Consider the following 17,831-nt stretch of genomic DNA (forward strand, 5'->3'; position numbering starts at 1 on the left):
TTTCGTTGCCGGCTTGCGGTTGCGGGGTGGGTGGTCGGTGCTGTTGCGTTGCCGGCTTGCGGTTGCAGGGTTGGGTGATCGGTGCTGTTGCGTTGCCGGCTTGCGGTTGCGTGGTGGGGTGGTTGGTCTCGTCGTGTTGCCGGGCGGCGGTTTGGTCGTTGCTACTTGGCGATGGTTCGCCACGCCTCACTCCGTTTTCCGGCCTCGTAAACCGAATCCAGGCGCTTCGCGGTCACGCCGCCCAGGCCGTTCGCCAGGCTGGCCGCCAGGACGTCCGCCCCACCGCCGTCATATGACTCCGGCGTTCGCCAGTACTCGCCGGCCAGCTTCAGCTTCCGCAGCCTCGCCCGGCGCTTCCGGTACGGTTGGTCCAGCAGTGACTTCCCATCCACGTGCAGCACGTCGAACGGCAGGAACAGCACCGGGGAGCGGTCGACCAGTCGTTTCACCGATCGGGGCTCGGCCGTAACCCTCGTCTTGAGCGCCTTCCGGCTGGGCCTGCCCTCCTCCAGCACGATCAGCTCACCGTCCAGCAGGACCTCCGTCGCCCCCAGCGACTCGCCCAGCGTGCGCAACTCCGGGAACAACACGGTGACGTCCTCGCCCGTCCGGTCACGCACCGTGATCCTGCCGCCCTCCACCCGGACCTGCACCCGCTCCCCCTGCCAGCGGAACTCGTACGCCCAGCCGTCCTCGTCCGGTGGCAGCGAACCCGCCCGCGCCTGCATCGGCTTCACGAACTCCGGCAGCTCCTCGCCGCTGCCCTGATCGATCCGCCGTACCAGCCAGTCCCGCGAATCCGCCTTATGACTGTTCACGAACAAGAACCGGCCCCGCACCCGGGAACCGTGCATGTCGACCTCGACCTTGTGGTCGTTCCAGTGCAGCACCTCGTACGTGCCACTGTCCCAGATCGACATCTTCCCGCCGCCGTACTCGCCCTTCGGGATCTCGCCCTCGAAAGTCGCGTACTCCAACGGGTGGTCCTCGGTGTGCACCGCCAGCCGGGGCGGTCCAGGGCGCTGCGGCAGCCCCTTCGGCACCGCCCACGACACCAGGACCCCGTCGCGCTCGAAACGCACGTCCCAGTGCAGCCGTCGGGCGTGGTGCTCCTGGATCACGAACACGTCGTCGTCACCCCGCGGCACCACCCGGTCGGGCATCGGTTCCGGCGTCCGCTTCGGATCGCGTTTCCGCCGATACTCGCTGAGATCGGGCACGTGGCCGAGGTTACCCCGTCACCCGCCGGTGTTTACCGGATCCCGACAACGGGGATCAACTCCTGGTGAGCGAAACCAACATCTTCGTGCTGGGACTCGACGACGCGAACCTGCGTACCCTGCGACGCGTGCCGGGGGCGGAGAACTACCGCTACCACCAGCTCCTCACGCAGGCGGACGTGCAGGAGGGCGAGATCCCCATCGCCGACCTGATCGACAGAGCCGTGGCCGACCTGAAGGCCTTCGACGGCGAGATCGGCGCCATCGTGGGCTACTGGGACTTCCCGGTGACCACGATGGTCCCGATCCTCGGCCGCCGCTTCGGTCTGCCCACCCCGAACCTCGAAGGCGTGCTCAAGTGCGAGCACAAGTACTGGAGCCGCCTCGAACAGCAGAAGGCCACCGACGCGATCCCCAAGTTCGCGCTGGTCGACCTCGACGGCGACCCGAAACCGCCGGAAGGTCTGTCGTTCCCGATGTGGCTCAAACCGGTCAAGTCGTTCTCCTCCGAACTGGCCTTCCACGTCAAGGACGAGGACGACTTCGCCGAGGCCGTCGAGGAGATCCGTGCCGGCATCGGGCGCGTCGGCAAACCGTTCCAGTACATCCTGGACCAGGTGACCGGCATCGACATCCCGCCGGAGATCGCCGACGCCGGGGCGCTCGCCGCGCTCGCCGAAGAAGAGATGACCGGGCAGCAGGCCGCCACCGAGGGCTACGTCCACGACGGCGAAGTCGTCGTCTACGGCGCGCTGGACTCGCTGAACTACCCGGACAGCTCGTCGTTCCTGCGCCACCAGTACCCCTCGCAGCTGCCCGAGCCGGTCGTGGAGAAGATGCTCGACGTCTCCAAGAAAGTCATCGAGCAGATCGGTCTCAACAACTCGACGTTCTCCATCGAGTTCTTCTGCCAGCCGGACACCGGCGACGTGAAGCTGCTGGAGATCAACCCGCGGCACTCGCAGTCGCACGCGGAGATCTTCGAGGACGTCGACGGCGTGCCCGACCACTACAACATGATCGAGCTCGGCCTCGGCCGCCGCCCGAACATGCCGCACGACAAGGGCAAGTACAAGATCGCGGCCAAGTGGTACCACCGCCGCTTCGAAGACGGCGTCGTCAAGCGGATCCCCACCGAGGAGGAGGTCCAGCAGCTGCAGCGGGACATCCCCGGCGTCGAGGTGGACATCGTGCCTGCCGAGGGCCAGCGCCTGTCCGAAATGGACGCCCAGGACAGCTACAGCTACGAACTCGCCTTCGTCTACGTCGGCGCGGACAGCGAAGCCGAGCTGAAGGACAAGTACCAGCGCACGATCGACTCGCTGAAGTTCGAGTTCGAGGAGGTTTGATCGGATATGCGGGAGGTCCGCTCCCTGCCGTACGAGATCACTCAGGAAGAGCACGTCTGGATACCGGTGTCGGACGGCACGAGACTGGCCGCGAAGATCTGGCGGCCGGTGTCGGCCGACGACGAACCGGTTCCCGGGATCCTCGAGTACATCCCGTACCGCAAGCGGGACCTGACCGCGGTCCGGGACTCCGTCCACCACCCGTACCTCGCCGGCCACGGGTACGCCTGCGTGCGCGTGGACCTGCGGGGCACGGGTGAGTCGGAGGGCGTCCTGGCCGACGAGTACCTCGAACAGGAGCAGCAGGACGCCGAGGACGTACTGGCGTGGATCGCCGATCAGCCGTGGTGCGACGGCCGCACCGGCATGATGGGCATCTCCTGGGGCGGGTTCGCCGCGCTCCAGGTGGCGGCGCGGAAACCGGCCAGCCTGCGCGCCATCGTCATCTCGTCGTTCACCGACGACCGCTACTCCGACGACTTCCACTACATGGGCGGCTGCATGCTGTCGGACAACCTCGGCGAGGCCGGGACGATGTTCGCCTACAGCACCCTGCCGCCCGACCCGGCGCTGGTCGGCGAACGCTGGCGGGACATGTGGCTGGAACGCGCCGAGGGCGTCGGCCCGTGGGTGGACACCTGGCTGGAACACCAGCACCGCGACGAGTACTGGTGCCACGCCTCGGTGTGCGAGAACTACAGTGACGTGCAGGTGCCGGTGCTCGCCTCCAGCGGATGGGCGGACGGCTACTCCAACGCCGTGACCCGCCTGCTGGCCAACCTGTCCGTGCCGCGCAAGGGCCTGATCGGCCCGTGGTCGCACAAGTACCCGCACCTCGGCCAGCCCGGCCCGGCCATCGGGTACCTGCAGGAGGTCGTGAAGTGGTGGGACCACTGGCTCAAGGACCGCGACAACGGCGCGATGGACGGGCCGATGCTGCTGACCTGGATGCAGGACAGCGTGCCGCCGTCGACGTCCTACGAGGAGCGCCCCGGCCGCTGGGTCGGTGAGCCGCAGTGGCCGTCACCGCACATCGACTGGCGCACCTACCCCTTGGCACAGCACCGGATCGCCCGCCCGGACGAGGACGTGCCGCAGTCCGCGCTGCACGTCGAGTCGCCGCTGTCGGTGGGGCAGTTCGCCGGCAAGTGGGCCTCCTACAACGCCCCGCCGGACCTGCCCTACGACCAGCGCGAGGAGGACGGCGGCTCGCTGGTGTTCGACGGCGACGAGCTCACCGAGACGTGCGAGGTGCTCGGCGCGCCGAAGGTGCGGCTGGAGCTGTCGGTGGACAAACCGGTCGCGATGGTCGCGGCGCGGCTGTCCGACGTGCACCCCGACGGCCGGGCCACCCGCATCACCTACGGGCTGCTGAACCTGACCCACCGCGACAGCAACCACGACCCGCGGCCGCTGGAGCCGGGCAAGCGCTACCAGGTGGAGCTGGAACTCAACGGTGTCGCGCAGGCCTTCCCGCCCGGACACCGGATCCGGCTCTCACTGTCCACTTCGTACTGGCCGCTGGCGTGGCCCGCCCCGGAACCCGCGCGGCTCACCGTCCACACCCCGGGCAGCTCGCTGACATTGCCGGTGCGGCCGATCCGCGAATCGGACGAGGTGACCGGGCCGGTGTTCGGCGAACCCGAGGGGTCGCCGCCGATGACCACGACCGTGCTGCAGCCGGGCGAGCAGCGCTGGACGGTGTCCCGTGACCTGGTGGACTACCGCTCGGCGCTGGAGATCGTGAAGGACTCCGGCACGGTGCGCCTGGACGACATCGACCTGGAGATCTCCCGGCGCGCCTACGAGCGGTACAGCTCGGTGGCCGACGACTTCGCGTCGGTGCGAGGGGAGACGAAGTGGAGCATGACCTTCGCGCGCGGCGACTGGGAAGCGCGCACCGAGACGCACACCGTGTTGTCGTGCACGCCCGAGGAGTTCGTGCTGCACGCCACGCTGGACGGCTACGAGGGCGCGAACCGGGTGTTCTCCCGCAACTGGCACCGCAGGTTCCCCCGCGACCTGGTCTAGTTTCGCGCAGGAGGAGCAGGGGTAACCGGAACCGGTGATCGGGAAGACGAGCCTGCACGCGAAACTGCTGATCGCCGAGATGCTCCTGACCGGACGCAAACGCACGTTCACCGACGTGGACGCGCTGCACAAGAGCATGGGGCCGCGGCAGCAGCGGGAGAACGCGCTGCCGCCCCCCGCGGTGCGCAAGCAGGTCGACGTCGACCGCGCCGAGGTGCACGGCCACCCGGTGTACACGTTGCGCCCGCGGGCGAACGCCACCAGCCGGCACGTCCTGTACTTCCACGGCGGCGCGTACGTGCACCAGATCCAGGGCGACCACTGGAAGTTCTTCGCCCGGCTGATCGCCAGGACCGGTTGCGCCGTCACCGCGCCGCTGTACCCGCTGGCGCCGGGCAGCCACTACGACGACACGCTGTCGATGATCCACGCCACCTACAAGGAGGTGCTGGGCGACGTGGACCCGCGGGACCAGGTCCTGATGGGCGACTCGGCGGGCGGCGGGTTGTCGCTGGTGCTGGCGCGGGCGCTGCGCGACGAGGGCCGGCCACAACCCAAGGAAGTTGTGATGCTGTCGCCGTGGCTGGACATCACGATGACCGATCCGGCGCTGCCCGAGTACGACCGGCACGACCCGTACCTGGGCGTCACCGGCCTGCGGGAGGCCGGGCGGCTCTACGCCGGCGGCCTGGACCCGTCGAACGAGCTGGTCAGCCCCATCAACGGCGACCTGCGCGGGCTGGGCTCGCTGAGCTGCTTCATCGGCACCCGGGACGTGCTGCTGGCCGACGCGCGCAACCTCTACCACAAGGCGAAGGAGCAGGGCGTGCCGCTGGAGTACTGGGAGTACGGCGGCATGTTCCACGCGTGGATGATCGCGAACATCCCGGAGGCGAAGCACGCGCTGGACCGGATCGCGGAGCTGGTGACCCGATGAGCGGCCTGCCGACGGCCTCGGTGGCGGAGACGGCGAAGGTGTTCGCCGGGGTCGTCGCGCCCACGCTCGCCGGCGGGGTGATCAAGCGGCGGCCGCGGGTCATGACCCTGCTGGAGAAGATGCAGGCCGACGCCTCCGCCGTGCAGACGCTGCAGAAGCTGCGGGCCCGCCACGGCGACGGCCTGCTGCGCCTGGCGGTGCCCGGCCGGTCGTTCGCGCTGGTGCTCTCCCCCGACGACGTCGGTCGGGTGCTGGCGGACTCGCCGGAGCCGTTCACCCCGGCGAACCTGGAGAAGAAGAAGGCGCTGTCGCAGTTCCAGCCGCACGGTGTGCTGATCTCCGAGGGGCCGGAGCGCGACCACCGCCGGGAGTGGACCGAGCGCGCGCTGGAGACGAGCCGCCCCACGCACCACCTGGCGCCGTCGGTGCGGGCGAAGGTCGCCGACGAGTTCGCCGCGCTGGGTCCGGGCCCGCTCGACTGGGACACGTTCGCGCCGGTGTGGTGGCGGATGGTGCGCCGGGTGGTGTTCGGCGACCACGCCCGTGATGACCAGACGACGACGGACCTGCTGGAGCGGTTGCGGTTGTCGGCGAACTGGTCGTACCTGCTGCCGCGGCGCCGCCGGCTGCGGGAGGAGTTCCTCGGCCGGGTGCGCGCGCTGCTGGCCCGTGCGCCGGAGGACAGCCTGGCCGGCGGGCTCGCGGCCGACGACGAAGTGGCCAGCCAGATCGGGCACTGGCTGTTCGCGTTCGACGCCGCCGGCATGGTCACCTTCCGCACGCTGGCGCTGCTGGCCACGCATCCCGCCCAGCGGCAGCAGGCGCGGCAGGACCTCGCGTCCGGCGCCGAGCTGGGTTACCTGCGCGCGTGCGTGCTGGACACGGTCCGGTTGTGGCCGACGACGCCGGCGATCCTGCGGGACACGACGAAGGAGCTGGACTGGCACGGCCACCGGGTGCCGGCCGGGACCGGCCTGCTGGTGTTCGCCCCGCTGTTCCACCGGGACGATTCGCGGTTGCCCTACGCGCACAGCTTCGTGCCGGAGATCTGGCTGGACGGGCGGGTGCAGGAGGAGCCGTCGCTGGTGCCGTTCAGCGCGGGGCCGGGTGAGTGCCCGGCGAAGAACCTGGTGCTGTTCACGACCGCGACGGTCCTGGCCACGATGATCGGCGACCGGGACTACACAGTGGACTCCTCCCCCAAGCCCGGGCCCGGCCGCCCGCTGCCCGCCACGTTCGACAACTTCTCGTTGCGCCTGACCGGTCATCCGTGAGGTTAGGTTCCACCCGTACGGGTACCGCAATCGCATGACTGCCGCAGAGAAACCCGATCTGATCGCGTTGATCATCTCCGATCACCGCCACATCGAACGTGTCTTCACGGAGCTGGAGGCCGGCGCGGGCACCCCCGAGCACCGCCGGGACCTGGCCGACCACGTGATCGCCGAGCTGGTGCGCCACTCGGTCGCCGAGGAGCAGTTCATGTACCCGGCGGCGCGCAAGCACCTGGAGAACGGCGACGAGCTGGCCGACCACGAGCTGGAGGAGCACGCGGAAGCCGAGGAGGTCATGAAGCAGCTTGAGGACGTGCCCGCGACCGACCCCCGGTTCGACGAGCTGATGCGCCAGTTGATGGACGACATCCGGCACCACATCGAGGACGAGGAGAAGGACCTGCTGCCGAAGCTGCAGTCCGCCTGCTCGCCGGACGAGCTGCGCGACCTGGGTGACAAGGTGGCGAAGGCGAAGAAGATGGCGCCGACCCGCCCCCACCCGGCCGCGCCGGACCGCCCCCCGATGAACCTGATCCTCGACCCCGGGGCCGGTCTGATCGACAAGATCCGCGACGGCCTGAGCAAGCGCAACACCTGACCACGCACGCCAGGAGGCCCCTCACCAACAGGCGAGGGGCCTTCCCCTCAGTCCCGAAACGCAACCCAAGGCACCCGAAACGCAACCCAAGGCACCCAAGCGCCACCAAGACCCTTAAACCCCTCCCTGCCCCTTCGTCCCCGCCATCCCTAAGACGCTCAAAAACGAAGGGCCCGCCCAGTCGAATCCACGCCGATGCGAAGCGAGGCGACCCCCAGCCACCGCAAGCCGTCACATCACGTCAGGCACAGCCCGCAAATCCTTCACCAACGCCGCGAACGCCTCATCCCGATCCGGAGCCCGCAGCACCGACGACGGATGCACGGTAGCCAGCACCCGCTCCGGCCGCCCGGAAAACTCCTCGGGCGCGGGCAACAACTCCCCACGATGCGCCGTGACCCGGAACGACGGCCCCATCAGCGACGACGCCGCGGTCGCCCCCAGCAGGACCACCACCGAGGGCTGCACGGCCTCAAGTTCGGCCACCAGCCAGGGACGGCACGCCACGATCTCCCCGCGCGAGGGTTTCTTGTGGATCCGCTGCTTCCCCCGCTCGGCCCGCACGAACTTGAAGTGCTTGACCGCGTTGGTCACGTACACCTGCGACCGGTCGACCCCGGCCTCCTCCAGCGCCCGGTCCAGCAACCGGCCCGCCGGCCCGACGAACGGCTCCCCCGCGACGTCCTCGCGGTCCCCCGGCTGCTCGCCGAGCATCATGACCTTCGCCGGCGCGGGCCCGTCGCCGAACACCGTCTGGGTGGCGTCGCGGTACAGGTCGCATCCCTGACAGCCGAGCGCCGCCGAGCGGAGCCGGTCCAGCGATCGGCTGTCCGGCACGAACTCGGCGGCGGTCCGCTGCGTCTTGGTAGCCATCAGCGGCCGGGACGGTCCACGTCACCCCGCCACGCGCCGGTCTCCTGACCGCCGCGCTTCTCGATGAACGCCTTGAAGCGCTCCATGTCGCCATGCACGCGACGGTCCAGGATGCCGAGCTTGTCGGCGGCCTGCTCGACGAAGCCCTCGGGGTCGATGTCCATCTGCGCGGTCACCCGCGTCTTCCGGTCGTCGATCCGGTGGAACGTGATGACGCCGGCGTGGCTCGGGCCGGAGTCGGACCGCCAGGCGACCCGCTCGTCGGGGTGCTGCTCGGTGATCGTCGCGTCGAACTCGCGCTTCGCGCCACCGATCTTGGTCACCCAGTGCGTGTGCGTGTCGTCGAGCTGGCGGATCTCCTCGACGCCCTCCATGAACTCAGGGAAGGACTCGAACTGGGTCCACTGGTTGTAGGCGGTGCGGACGTCGACGTTCACGTCAACGGACTCGGTGATCGTGCTCATTGCGGCATGTCTCCTTTCACCCGTGTCACGTTCCGGGTACCTCGAGACTCGCCGGTTACACGTCCTCCGCCGCCGACAATCGCGCCAGAATCGTTTCAAGGTGGGCACGCGCCTGCGCAGGCGGCTGGCCGGACGCGTGCACGGCCTCGACGAGCCGGTCGGCCAGGTCGCGGAGCTTGACGTTGCTCTGCTGCGACACGCGGATGAGCAGCTCGAACGCGCCTGCCGAGTCGTGGCCGTAGGCGAGCATGATCATGCCCTTGGCCTGCTCGATCGTGGCGCGCGAGGCCATCGCGCGCTGCAGCCCGGCCGCCTCGCCCGCCAGCTCGGACAACTGCTCGGCCTCGCGGATCCGGGACGTGGTCAGGTCGACGTAGTACCCGTGCACGCCGACGACCTCGCCGTCCTCCTCCTCGACGTCGCCGACCACGACCACCGCGCGGGTGCTCTCGTCCGCGGCGAGGATGCGCTGCTGCGCGCTGAACGGCTGACCGGTGCGGCGGGCCTCGTCGAACACCTCGGCCAGCTGCCGCCGGTCGGTCGGGTGGCCGTGCTTGGTGACCAGGTCCAGGCCCGGTTCGACCGATCCGGGCTGGTAGCCGTACATCAGGTGGATCTCCGAGGACCAGGTCCACTTCGCGGCCCGGATGTCCCAGTGGTACATCCCGACCTGATCGGCGCTCTGGCCTGCGGGGAGGTCGGACAGGGGGTCCGGCTTCCGGGGCGTGGACATGCGTGTACGGCTCCTGCAGTGGAGTTGCTTCGAACACGGGTGCCACGCTGCTGGACAATCCCAGGGAGCCAGATCATAGCCGGGTGATCATCCGGGGCTACGCTCCGCTGTCCGGAAATCCTCGCGTGCCGCGTTCGTCACGCCGAAGGCTGCAAGAGGATCTTGATCGCCCCGTCCTGCTTCTGCTGGAACATCCGGTAGGCGCGCGGCGCGTCCTCGAGCGGCAGCTTGTGGGTGGCGAGGTCCTCGACGCCGAGCGGGTCGGCGTCGTCGCTCACCAGCGGCAGCACGTCGTCGGTCCACCGCCGCACGTTCGCCTGGCCCATCCGCAGCTGGATCTGCTTGTCGAACAGGTCCATCATCGGCATCGGGTCGAGCATGCCGCCGTAGACGCCGGACAGCGAGATCGTGCCGCCGCGGCGCACCGCGGCGATGGCCTGGTGCAGCACCGCGAGCCGGTCCACGCCGCCCTTCTCCATCAGGGGCGCGGCGATCTGGTCCGGCAGCAGCCCCACCATCTGGTGGGTGAGCTTGCCCAGCGGCGCGCCGTGGGCCTCCATGCCGACCGCGTCGATCACCGAGTCCGCGCCGCGGCCGCCGGTCATCTCCCGCACCACGCCCGGCACGTCCTTCACCGCCTTGGCGTCCACGGTGGTGAAGCCGTACCGCTCGGCCAGCGCCAGCCGCTCCGGCACCAGGTCGACGCCGATCACCTTGCCCGCGCCGCGGTGCGCGGCGATGCGGCAGGACATCTGCCCGATCGGGCCGAGCCCGAACACCACCACGCTGCCGCCGTCGGGGATCCCCGCGTATTCGACGGCCTGCCAGGCGGTGGGCACGACGTCGGAGAGGTAGACGAACCGCTCGTCGGAGGGGCCCTCGGGCACCTTGACCGGCCCGTAGTGGGCCTGCGGCACGCGCAGGTACTCGGCCTGACCGCCGGGCACCTGCCCGTAGAGCTTGGTGTAGCCGAACAGCGCGCCGCCCTTGCCCTTCCGGGTCACCTGGGTGGTCTCGCACTGCGACTGCAGGCCCTGGTCGCACATGAAGCAGTGGCCGCAGGAGATGTTGAACGGCACCACGACGCGGTCGCCCGGCTTGATGTTCGTGACGCCGGAACCGACCTCCTCGACGATGCCCATCGGCTCGTGGCCGAGGATGTCGCCCTCGCCCATGAACGGCCCGAGCACCTCGTACAGGTGCAGGTCGGAGCCGCAGATGCCGGTCGAGGTGATGCGGACGATCGCGTCCGTTGGCTCCTCGATCCGTGGGTCCGGGACCTCGTCGACTCGGACGTCACGCTTGCCGTGCCAGGTAACAGCCTTCATGCCCGTTCGTGTGCCCGCACGACGGGCGGGAAAACATCTATCCGCCGAGCCAGCCGTGGTCGTGGACGAGTTCGAGGACGACGCGGCGGACCCGGAGGACCTCCTCGGCGGTGAGCGTCGGGACGCCGGTGAGCAGCGCCTCCGTCAGCTCGCCGCGGAAGTCGCGGGTCACGTACGGGTCCTCGCCGTCGTCGTCGCCGGCCTGGCGCACCAGCCGGATGCCCGACGCCTTGAGCCCGCGCTCGCCGTCCTCGACGGTGAACTCCACGACCACGCCGGGGGCGATCAGGCGTTTGTCCACGTCGAGGTCGTTGACGTGCATGAAGACGTCCTCGCCACCCCCCTCCGGCGCCACGAACCCGTACCCGCGCATGTCGTCGAAGCGGACGACCTTGCCCCTTACCACCAGCCACCCTCCCGGCGCAGTATCGCGCCAAAGTACGCCCCTGGCCGCGCCTGCACAACGTGCAAGTGTCACGGAGCGGAACTCCGGGTACCCGGACGGGTGGAGCCGGGTCCACTGTGGAGAGGTGACGGGATGAAACTGCTGTACAAACCGCTGAGCCTGGCCGTGAGCGCGCTCGGCGGGGTGCTTGCCGGGATGCTGTTCAAGCAGGCCTGGAAGGCGGCGACCGGCGAGGACGACGCGCCGGAGGCCACGTCGTCCGACTACTCCACCAAGGAGGTGCTCCTCGCGGCGGTGCTGCAGGGAGCGATCTTCGGCGGCGTCAAGGCGGCGGTCGACCGCGCCGGCGCCAAGGCGTTCACCAAGGCGACCGGCAAGAAGCTGGACTAGCTCCGCACGGCTCTGCGGGCTGAGTCGCCGAACATGGCGAGTGCGCGCAGGGCCGTGCCGAGTTCCGCGATGTCGGACGGGTCGCTCAATGACCTGCCCAACACGTCCGTGATCCGCTTCAACCGGTGCCGCACCGTGTTCGGGTGGCAGTAGACCCGCTCGGCGATCTGCTTGGTCGACCCGCCGCAGTCGAACCACGCGCGCAGCGTCAGCAGCAGCACGTTGCCCTCCTCGCCGGGCAGCTCGAGGAGCGGCCGCAGCACCTGGCCGGCCAGCTGCGCCGATGCCTCCGGGTCGCTCGCCACCAGCCCGGCCAGCGGCGACTCGTGGAACCGCGCCACGTCCTTCGTCCCCGCGGGCAGGCTGGACAGCGCGACCCGGGCGAGGTGCAGGGCGCGGGCGGTGTCGCCGAGGCCGGTGAACACGGGGCTCATCCCGACCCGGCCGCGCGGGTTCTCCCGCAGCAGCTCCAGCACCTGGTCGGGATCGCGCACCGACACGACCCCGATCTGCAGCTCCGGCGTGAGCCGCCACGCGGACGCGTGGTGCCGCTCCCGCAGCCGGACCTCGATCAGCGGCAGCGCCTCCTGGCCCAGCCCGGGGGTTTCCGCGGCGACGACGACGAACGAGCCCTCGAGCGGCAGGTCGAGCATCCGGGCGATGTCCCACAGCGTGCCCTCGGTCGTGCTGCCGCCGGTGAACAGGGCCTCGACGAGTGCCAGCCTGCGGTTCTGCCTGGTGCGGCTGATCTCGGCGACCGTCGCGCGGTAGGTCGAGGTGAGCTCCTCGATGTAGTCGTCCATCAGGTCCCAGATGGCGGTGGTCGCCGAGACCAGGGTCGCGACGTCCTGCGCGGGCGCGGTCAGCTCGACGAAGCACTGCCACACCTCGGTGAACCCGATCCGGAACGCGCGCAGCATCTCCGGCAACGGCGCGCCCGCCAGCGCGCGCTCGCGCCCGGTCGCCCGCGCCTTGGACAGGTCGGGCGCGCCGGGCTCGGCCAGGGCGCGGACGAGGAACTGCAGGTTGTCCCGGCACGAGGCGAACAGGTCGGCGTGCGAGACGAACCGCTCCTCGCGGTAGACGGCCATCTCCTCGACGATCTGCTCGTAGGTCGCCTTGGTCATCTCCGGCAACCGCGTCAGTGCCCGGCCGGCCAGGCCTGCCACCGCGGGTTCGGCGCCCGTGTACCTCATGAGATGTCCGTCCTCCCCGTCGAGGGCTCGCGAGTGGACATCTAACACGAAAGTGTCCAAGGTTGCGCATTGGCATGACACAGCCCCGCAATCGCGGCGGATTGCGGGGCAGTGGTGCCGCAAGTGCGGTTCACATCTGGCTGGCCGCGCTCTTCACCGCCTCGCGGATGCGGGAGTAGGTGCCGCAGCGGCAGATGTTGCGGATCTCCTCGAAGTCGGAGTCGCTGATCTCCCGTCCTTCGGCGCGGGCCTGCTTGACCTTGGCGATGGCCGCCATGATCTGGCCGGGCTGGCAGTAGCCGCACTGGGCGACGTCCCGGTCGATCCAGGCCTGCTGCATCGGGTGCAGCTCACCGGTGGCCGGGTCGGCCAGGCCTTCGATCGTGGTGATCTCGTCGTCCGGGCCGATCGCCGACACCGGCACCGAGCACGGGTTGAACGCCTTGCCGTTGATGTGGCTCGTGCACGCCTTGCACACGTTGATGCCGCAGCCGTACTTCGGACCGGTGATGCCGAGCAGGTCGCGCAGCACCCAGAGCAACCGGACCTTGTCGTCGGCGTCGACCGTGACCCGCGTGCCGTTGACCAGGAAAGTGTGTTGGGACAACGAAGGCTCCTCAGAACGTGTAGGCCAGGCCGTCGACCGGCGATTCGGGCACCGGCGGCACCTTCGGCTTCGGCTCGAAGCTCAGCGTGCCGTGGTTGATCGGGAAGCGGGTCGGCATCTTCCCCACCGCGCGGCCGTAGGCGCAGGCGGCCGCGGCGAACGAGCTGGCGACGGCGAGCTCCCCGGCGCCACCGGGCTCACCGGTGGTCGCGGGCATGACCACGACCTCCATCTCCGGCGGCGTGTTCCACTGCCGGGTGTAGAAGTAGTTGTCCCAGCTCGCTTCCAGCGGCAGGCCGTTGTCGATGTGCAGGCTGGAGGTGAGCGCCATCGCGATGCCGTCGTTGACGCAGCCGATCGTCTGCGCCTCCAGGCCCTTCGGGTTGATCGGCAGGCCGGCGTCCACGACCGCGACGGCCTTGGTGACGCGTGGGCCCGCGACCCCGTTGCGGATCTTGCGGTTGACCGTCTCGGGGCGGCAGTCGATCTCCATCAGGACCGCGCTGACGCTCTTGTACTCGTGGTGCAGCGCGATGCCCTGTGCCGTGCCGGCGGGCATCTTCCGGCCCCAGTTGCCGACCTCGGCGGCCTTGTCGAGGACCTTGCGGATGCGGTCGTCCTTGAGGAAGTTCCGGCGGAAGGTCAGCGGGTCCTGGCCCATCTTCGCGGCCAGCTGGTCGACGATCAGCTCGCGCGCGCAGACCACGTTCGGCGAGTAGACGTTGCGCATGCTGGAGGTGTGGAACTTCAGCGGCACCTCGTTGAGCAGCTGCGTGGCCGCGCCGAAGTTGTACGGCATCGACGTGGACAGCATGAACACCGTCTGGGAGAACCCGATGTCGCCGACCGGGAGTTTCGCGGCGACCGCGGTGAGGATCTCGCCGAGGCCGTGGCCGAAGTCGGTGGTGACGCTGGTGTGCCGCTGCTCGTAGCTGACGACGTTGCCGAGCGCGTGGTTGACCCGGACGCGGGAGATGCACATCGGGTGCGTGCGGCCGTGGCGGGCGTCGTCGGCGCGGTGCCACATGAGCTTGACGGGCTTGCCCATCTTCTTGGAGATCTCCGCGGCTTCGATCGCGGCGTCGCCGAACAGCTTGCGGCCGAAGGAACCGCCGCCGGTGACGACGTGCACCTTGACCGCCGGGATGGGCAGGCCGAGCTTCAGCGCGATCTGTTCTTGCGTGGTGATCGGCGATTTGAGGCCGGACCAGATCTCGGCGCGGTCGGCGCGGACGTCGGCGATGGCGCAGTTGGTTTCCAGCGCGCTGTTGCTGGCGAAGGCGAACACGAACTCGGCGTCGATCGACTGGGTCAGCACCGGCGGCACGGTCATCGGGAGCGCGGCGGCGCGCAGTTTCCGCTCGACCGAGGCGTCGGTCTCACCGTCCACTGTGCCCGGTCCCCAGTCCACCTTGAGCGCCCGGATGGCGTCGATGCACTGCCCGAAGGTCTCGGCCCGCACGGCGACGCCGGTGGAGACGGTGGCGACGTCGGTGACGCCCGGCATCGCCTTCACCTCGGCGAGGTTGTGCACGGCCTTGACGGTGCCGTTGATCGTCGGCGGGCGGCAGACCATGGTCGGCTTGGCGTTCGGGACCTGGAGGTCCATGGTGAACTGCTTGCGCCCGGTGACCGCCTCGAGCGCGTCGATGCGGCCGGTGGGTTTGCCGATGATGCGGAACTCGGAGGTCTTCTTCAGCGTCGCGCTGGTTTCCTCGGTGCGGGCGCTGGCGGCGGCTTCGGCGAGCGAGCCGTAGGTCGCCGTGCGGCCGGTAGCGGAGCGGATGACGCCGTCGCGGGTGGTGAGCGTGGCGGCGTCGACCTTCCACTGCTCGGCGGCGGTGGCCAGGAGGCGGGCGCGCGCGATAGCGGCCGCGGTGCGGACCGGGGTGTAGAGCGAGCGCACCGAGTTGGAGCCGCCGGTGAGCTGGTTGAAGACCAGTTCGGGGCGGGCGTCGGCGAGGTTGACGCCCACCTTGCTCAGCGGCAGGTCCATCTCCTCGGCGATGAGCATCGCGATGGTGGTGGTGATGCCCTGTCCGACCTCGGCGCGCGGCACCGCGAAGGAGACCGTGTCGTCGCGGTTGAGCTGGATCGCGATGAGGTTGGAGGTCGGCATCGCCGCGAGGGTCAGGGCGTCGCCGAGGTCCAGGATGTCGGCGGCCCCGGGGAGGGTGGGGATCGCGGCTTCGGCCGGGGCCGGGGAGGCCAGATCACCGCCGAGCTTCGCCGCGACGGCGAGGGTGGGCGCCGCGAGGAGGTAGCCGAGGAACCGGCGCCGTTCCAGGGACGGAGCCCCGTCCCCGGACGCGGGCGATCGCCGTTGATGCGCCATCGAGAGTGTCCTTCCGAGATCCACGTTGATCGCGGTCACGATAGGAATCGGGTTCGACGGTGGTCAACGGTCCGTAGCCGCGCCGGGGCATCTCTGTGACCGGGTGACAGTCTCGTGCCACACAACTGTGACGCGAACACAGCCGAACGTCGTATCCGGTTGCGCCGGACGGCCCACTGATCGCGACGGTCGATCAATGGTTCGGGTGGGCGGTGGGCGTCTGCGTTGCGGCGGGGGAGGCGGGTGCGCCGGACGAGGGGCCCTCGTGGGGGTACGACTGGGCGCTTCGCGCGGGCACGACTGACCACCTCGCGCGGGCGGGACTGTGCGCCTACGCGCGGGCACGACTGGCCCACTCGCGCGGGTGCGACTGACCACGTCGCGGGGGGCGGGACTGTGTGCCTCGCGCGGGCACGACTGACCACCTCGCGCGGGCGGGACTGTGCGCCTACCCACGGGCACGACCGGCCCACTCGCGCGGGTGCGACTGACCACGTCGCGGGGGCGGGACTGTGCGCCTACGCGCGGGCACGACCGGCCCGCTCCCGAGGGCACGACTTGCACACTCGCGTGGACATGACCGGCCCTCCCGCTCTGAGACCGACCCCTCTCACGCTGGCACGACCCGCCCAATCGCGAGGGCACTGCCGGCCACCTCGCACAGGTACCGCCTGGCCCCTCGCGCCGGCACGACTGACCTCCTCGGCCGAGCACGACTGAGCCCCTCGCCCGAGCACGAGTGGCCCGCTCGCCCGGCCACAAGTGGCCCCTCACGAAAGCACGATTGATCCCCTCGCCCGAGCACGAGTGGCCCGCTCGCCGGAGCCGAGCCCGAGCACCACCGTCCCCCCGCACCCCCGCGAACGGCCCTCCACACACCCGGCCCCCGTCACACACCTCCACCCCAAACAAAACGAGGGCGGAGGCCCAAGGCCCCCGCCCTCGTCCGCACCTAACCTCAGTCCGCCGAGTGCATGATCACGCCACGGATGTTCTTGCCGTCGCGCAGATCCTGGTAGCCCTCGTTGACCTCTTCGAGCGAGTAGCGCTTCGTCACCAGCTCGTCGAGCTTCACGTGCCCCGCCTGGTAGAGGCGCAGCAGCCGGACGATGTCGTACTGCGGGTTGGCCGATCCGAACAGCGTGCCCTTGACCGTCTTCTCGAACAGGGTCATCACGCCGCCGGACAGGTGCACCGTCAGCTTCTCCGGGTTGGCCAGCCCGGTGATGACGACCGTGCCGCCCTTGCCGATCACGTTGAACGCGTCGGTCACGACCTGCTCGTCCACCGTGCCGACGGTGATCAGCGCCTGGTCGGCCATCTGGCCCCAGGTCAGCTCCGCCACCTTCGCCGCCGCCTCGTCGGCCGAGGCGAACGCGTGCGTGGCGCCCAGTTCCAGCGCCTTTTCGCGCTTGAACGCGACCGGGTCGACCGCGATCACGTTCGCCGCACCCGCGTGCGCCGCGCCCTGGACCGCGTTGATGCCGATCCCGCCGATGCCGTACACGACGCACGTGTCGCCCGCGCGCACGCCGCCCGCGTAGTTGGCCGTCGCCCAGCCGGTCGGCACACCGCAGCCCACCAGCACGGCGGTCTCCAGCGGCAGCCAGTCGTCCACCTTCACCACGGAGTGCTGGGAGATCGTGGCGCGCTCGGAGAACGTGCCGAGCATGCACATCGCGCCGTAGTCGGTGCCGCCGCGGTGGAAGCGGAAACTGCCGTCCGGCATGCCGCCGTCGAGAATCGTGGCACCCATGTCGCACAGGTTCGACCGGCCGGTGGCGCAGTAGCGGCACGTGCCGCAGTTCGGGATGAACGAGCACACCACGTGGTCACCCGGCTTGACCTTGGTAACGCCCGGCCCGACGTCTTCGATGATGCCGGCGCCCTCGTGCCCGCCCACGATCGGGAACCGCGGCACGAGGTCGTTGTCGATCAGGTGCAGGTCCGAGTGGCACAGCCCGGCGGCCGTGTACTTGATCAGGACCTCACCTTCGCGTGGGCCGTCGAGCTCGAGTTCCTCGATCTCGAACGGCTTGCCCGCGGAGTGGAGGACAGCGGCCTTGGTCTTCACACCGATCACCTCTTTG

Annotated in this window: 16 protein-coding genes; 6 read left to right on the forward strand and 10 right to left on the reverse strand. The window is 69.8% G+C overall.

The window, feature by feature from the left end:
* Window positions 1-161: 161 nt before the first annotated feature.
* Window positions 162-1,220, reverse strand: coding sequence for a DNA polymerase ligase N-terminal domain-containing protein (locus ACCP09_RS00505; protein WP_433742445.1), 1,059 nt, complete (start codon window positions 1,218-1,220; stop codon window positions 162-164).
* 65 nt (window positions 1,221-1,285) lie between these two features.
* Here ACCP09_RS00505 and ACCP09_RS00510 point away from each other — a divergent pair, with 65 nt between their 5' ends.
* Genes ACCP09_RS00510 through ACCP09_RS00530 form a run of 5 tightly spaced genes read left to right on the forward strand, consistent with a single transcriptional unit; the run spans window position 1,286 to window position 7,409 of the window.
* Window positions 1,286-2,569 (forward strand): ATP-grasp domain-containing protein, encoded by a 1,284-nt coding sequence (locus ACCP09_RS00510; RefSeq protein WP_433742447.1) that lies wholly within the window; start codon window positions 1,286-1,288, stop codon window positions 2,567-2,569.
* Between the two features lie 6 nt (window positions 2,570-2,575).
* Window positions 2,576-4,600, forward strand: coding sequence for a CocE/NonD family hydrolase (locus ACCP09_RS00515; protein ID WP_433742449.1), 2,025 nt, complete (start codon window positions 2,576-2,578; stop codon window positions 4,598-4,600).
* A 34-nt stretch (window positions 4,601-4,634) separates the two neighbouring features.
* Entirely contained in the window at window positions 4,635-5,537 is a 903-nt protein-coding gene (locus tag ACCP09_RS00520; protein ID WP_433742451.1) for an alpha/beta hydrolase, read from the forward strand.
* Window positions 5,534-6,811: a cytochrome P450 gene (locus ACCP09_RS00525; protein WP_433742453.1), complete on the forward strand. Its 1,278-nt coding sequence runs from the start codon at window positions 5,534-5,536 to the stop codon at window positions 6,809-6,811. Before ACCP09_RS00520 ends, ACCP09_RS00525 begins: the two co-directional genes overlap by 4 nt.
* Window positions 6,812-6,845: 34 nt before the next feature.
* The gene (locus ACCP09_RS00530; RefSeq protein WP_123685482.1) at window positions 6,846-7,409 is read left to right on the forward strand and encodes a hemerythrin domain-containing protein; all 564 of its coding nucleotides are present in this window, start codon (window positions 6,846-6,848) and stop codon (window positions 7,407-7,409) included.
* Between the two features lie 231 nt (window positions 7,410-7,640).
* Here the strand turns inward: ACCP09_RS00530 and ACCP09_RS00535 are convergent, their stop codons facing one another.
* The 5 genes from ACCP09_RS00535 to ACCP09_RS00555 all read right to left on the reverse strand — a co-directional run bounded on the left by ACCP09_RS00535 (window position 7,641) and on the right by ACCP09_RS00555 (window position 11,213).
* A complete protein-coding gene (locus ACCP09_RS00535) occupies window positions 7,641-8,282 on the reverse strand; it encodes a UdgX family uracil-DNA binding protein (RefSeq protein WP_123685481.1) in 642 nt (213 codons plus the stop codon).
* Window positions 8,282-8,746 carry an SRPBCC family protein gene (locus ACCP09_RS00540; protein ID WP_027934965.1) on the reverse strand — a complete coding sequence of 155 codons (465 nt, stop codon included), beginning with the start codon at window positions 8,744-8,746 and terminating at the stop codon, window positions 8,282-8,284. Before ACCP09_RS00540 ends, ACCP09_RS00535 begins: the two co-directional genes overlap by 1 nt.
* Window positions 8,747-8,801: 55 nt before the next feature.
* Entirely contained in the window at window positions 8,802-9,479 is a 678-nt protein-coding gene (locus ACCP09_RS00545) for a PAS and ANTAR domain-containing protein (protein ID WP_123685480.1), read from the reverse strand.
* Window positions 9,480-9,616: 137 nt separating this feature from the next.
* Window positions 9,617-10,807, reverse strand: a complete 1,191-nt coding sequence (locus ACCP09_RS00550; RefSeq protein ID WP_027934963.1) for a zinc-dependent alcohol dehydrogenase — start codon at window positions 10,805-10,807, stop codon at window positions 9,617-9,619.
* A 37-nt stretch (window positions 10,808-10,844) separates the two neighbouring features.
* The gene (locus ACCP09_RS00555) at window positions 10,845-11,213 is read right to left on the reverse strand and encodes a cold-shock protein (RefSeq protein ID WP_020421026.1); all 369 of its coding nucleotides are present in this window, start codon (window positions 11,211-11,213) and stop codon (window positions 10,845-10,847) included.
* A gap of 132 nt (window positions 11,214-11,345) precedes the next feature.
* Here ACCP09_RS00555 and ACCP09_RS00560 point away from each other — a divergent pair, with 132 nt between their 5' ends.
* Window positions 11,346-11,603 (forward strand): DUF4235 domain-containing protein, encoded by a 258-nt coding sequence (locus ACCP09_RS00560; protein ID WP_027934962.1) that lies wholly within the window; start codon window positions 11,346-11,348, stop codon window positions 11,601-11,603.
* Here the strand turns inward: ACCP09_RS00560 and ACCP09_RS00565 are convergent.
* The 4 genes from ACCP09_RS00565 to ACCP09_RS00580 form a co-directional block, all read right to left on the reverse strand.
* Complete coding sequence (locus ACCP09_RS00565; RefSeq protein ID WP_027934961.1) at window positions 11,600-12,799, reverse strand: PucR family transcriptional regulator; 1,200 nt, start codon at window positions 12,797-12,799, stop codon at window positions 11,600-11,602. The genes ACCP09_RS00560 and ACCP09_RS00565 overlap by 4 nt on opposite strands.
* A 130-nt stretch (window positions 12,800-12,929) precedes the next feature.
* Window positions 12,930-13,406, reverse strand: a complete 477-nt coding sequence (locus ACCP09_RS00570; RefSeq protein ID WP_020421029.1) for a (2Fe-2S)-binding protein — start codon at window positions 13,404-13,406, stop codon at window positions 12,930-12,932.
* A 10-nt stretch (window positions 13,407-13,416) separates the two neighbouring features.
* Entirely contained in the window at window positions 13,417-15,741 is a 2,325-nt protein-coding gene (locus ACCP09_RS00575; protein ID WP_027934959.1) for a molybdopterin cofactor-binding domain-containing protein, read from the reverse strand.
* A 958-nt stretch (window positions 15,742-16,699) separates the two neighbouring features.
* Window positions 16,700-17,815 carry an NDMA-dependent alcohol dehydrogenase gene (locus ACCP09_RS00580; protein ID WP_027934958.1) on the reverse strand — a complete coding sequence of 372 codons (1,116 nt, stop codon included), beginning with the start codon at window positions 17,813-17,815 and terminating at the stop codon, window positions 16,700-16,702.
* Between the last annotated feature and the right edge of the window lie 16 nt (window positions 17,816-17,831).

The organism is Amycolatopsis sp. 3B14, from assembly GCF_050958625.1.
GTDB classification, from domain to species: Bacteria; Actinomycetota; Actinomycetes; order Mycobacteriales; family Pseudonocardiaceae; genus Amycolatopsis_E; species Amycolatopsis_E thermoflava.

Bases quoted from the DNA above. Each gene is read 5' to 3' on its own strand.
- ACCP09_RS00515 (WP_433742449.1), top strand. From the start codon at position 2,576: ATGCGGGAGGTCCGCTCCCTGCCGTACGAGATCACTCAGGAAGAGCAC.
- ACCP09_RS00525 (WP_433742453.1), top strand. From the start codon at position 5,534: ATGAGCGGCCTGCCGACGGCCTCGGTGGCGGAGACGGCGAAGGTGTTC.
- ACCP09_RS00530 (WP_123685482.1), top strand. From the start codon at position 6,846: ATGACTGCCGCAGAGAAACCCGATCTGATCGCGTTGATCATCTCCGAT.
- ACCP09_RS00535 (WP_123685481.1), bottom strand. From the start codon at position 8,282: ATGGCTACCAAGACGCAGCGGACCGCCGCCGAGTTCGTGCCGGACAGC.
- ACCP09_RS00540 (WP_027934965.1), bottom strand. From the start codon at position 8,746: ATGAGCACGATCACCGAGTCCGTTGACGTGAACGTCGACGTCCGCACC.
- ACCP09_RS00545 (WP_123685480.1), bottom strand. From the start codon at position 9,479: ATGTCCACGCCCCGGAAGCCGGACCCCCTGTCCGACCTCCCCGCAGGC.
- ACCP09_RS00550 (WP_027934963.1), bottom strand. From the start codon at position 10,807: ATGAAGGCTGTTACCTGGCACGGCAAGCGTGACGTCCGAGTCGACGAG.
- ACCP09_RS00560 (WP_027934962.1), top strand. From the start codon at position 11,346: ATGAAACTGCTGTACAAACCGCTGAGCCTGGCCGTGAGCGCGCTCGGC.
- ACCP09_RS00565 (WP_027934961.1), bottom strand. From the start codon at position 12,799: ATGAGGTACACGGGCGCCGAACCCGCGGTGGCAGGCCTGGCCGGCCGG.
- ACCP09_RS00575 (WP_027934959.1), bottom strand. From the start codon at position 15,741: ATGGCGCATCAACGGCGATCGCCCGCGTCCGGGGACGGGGCTCCGTCC.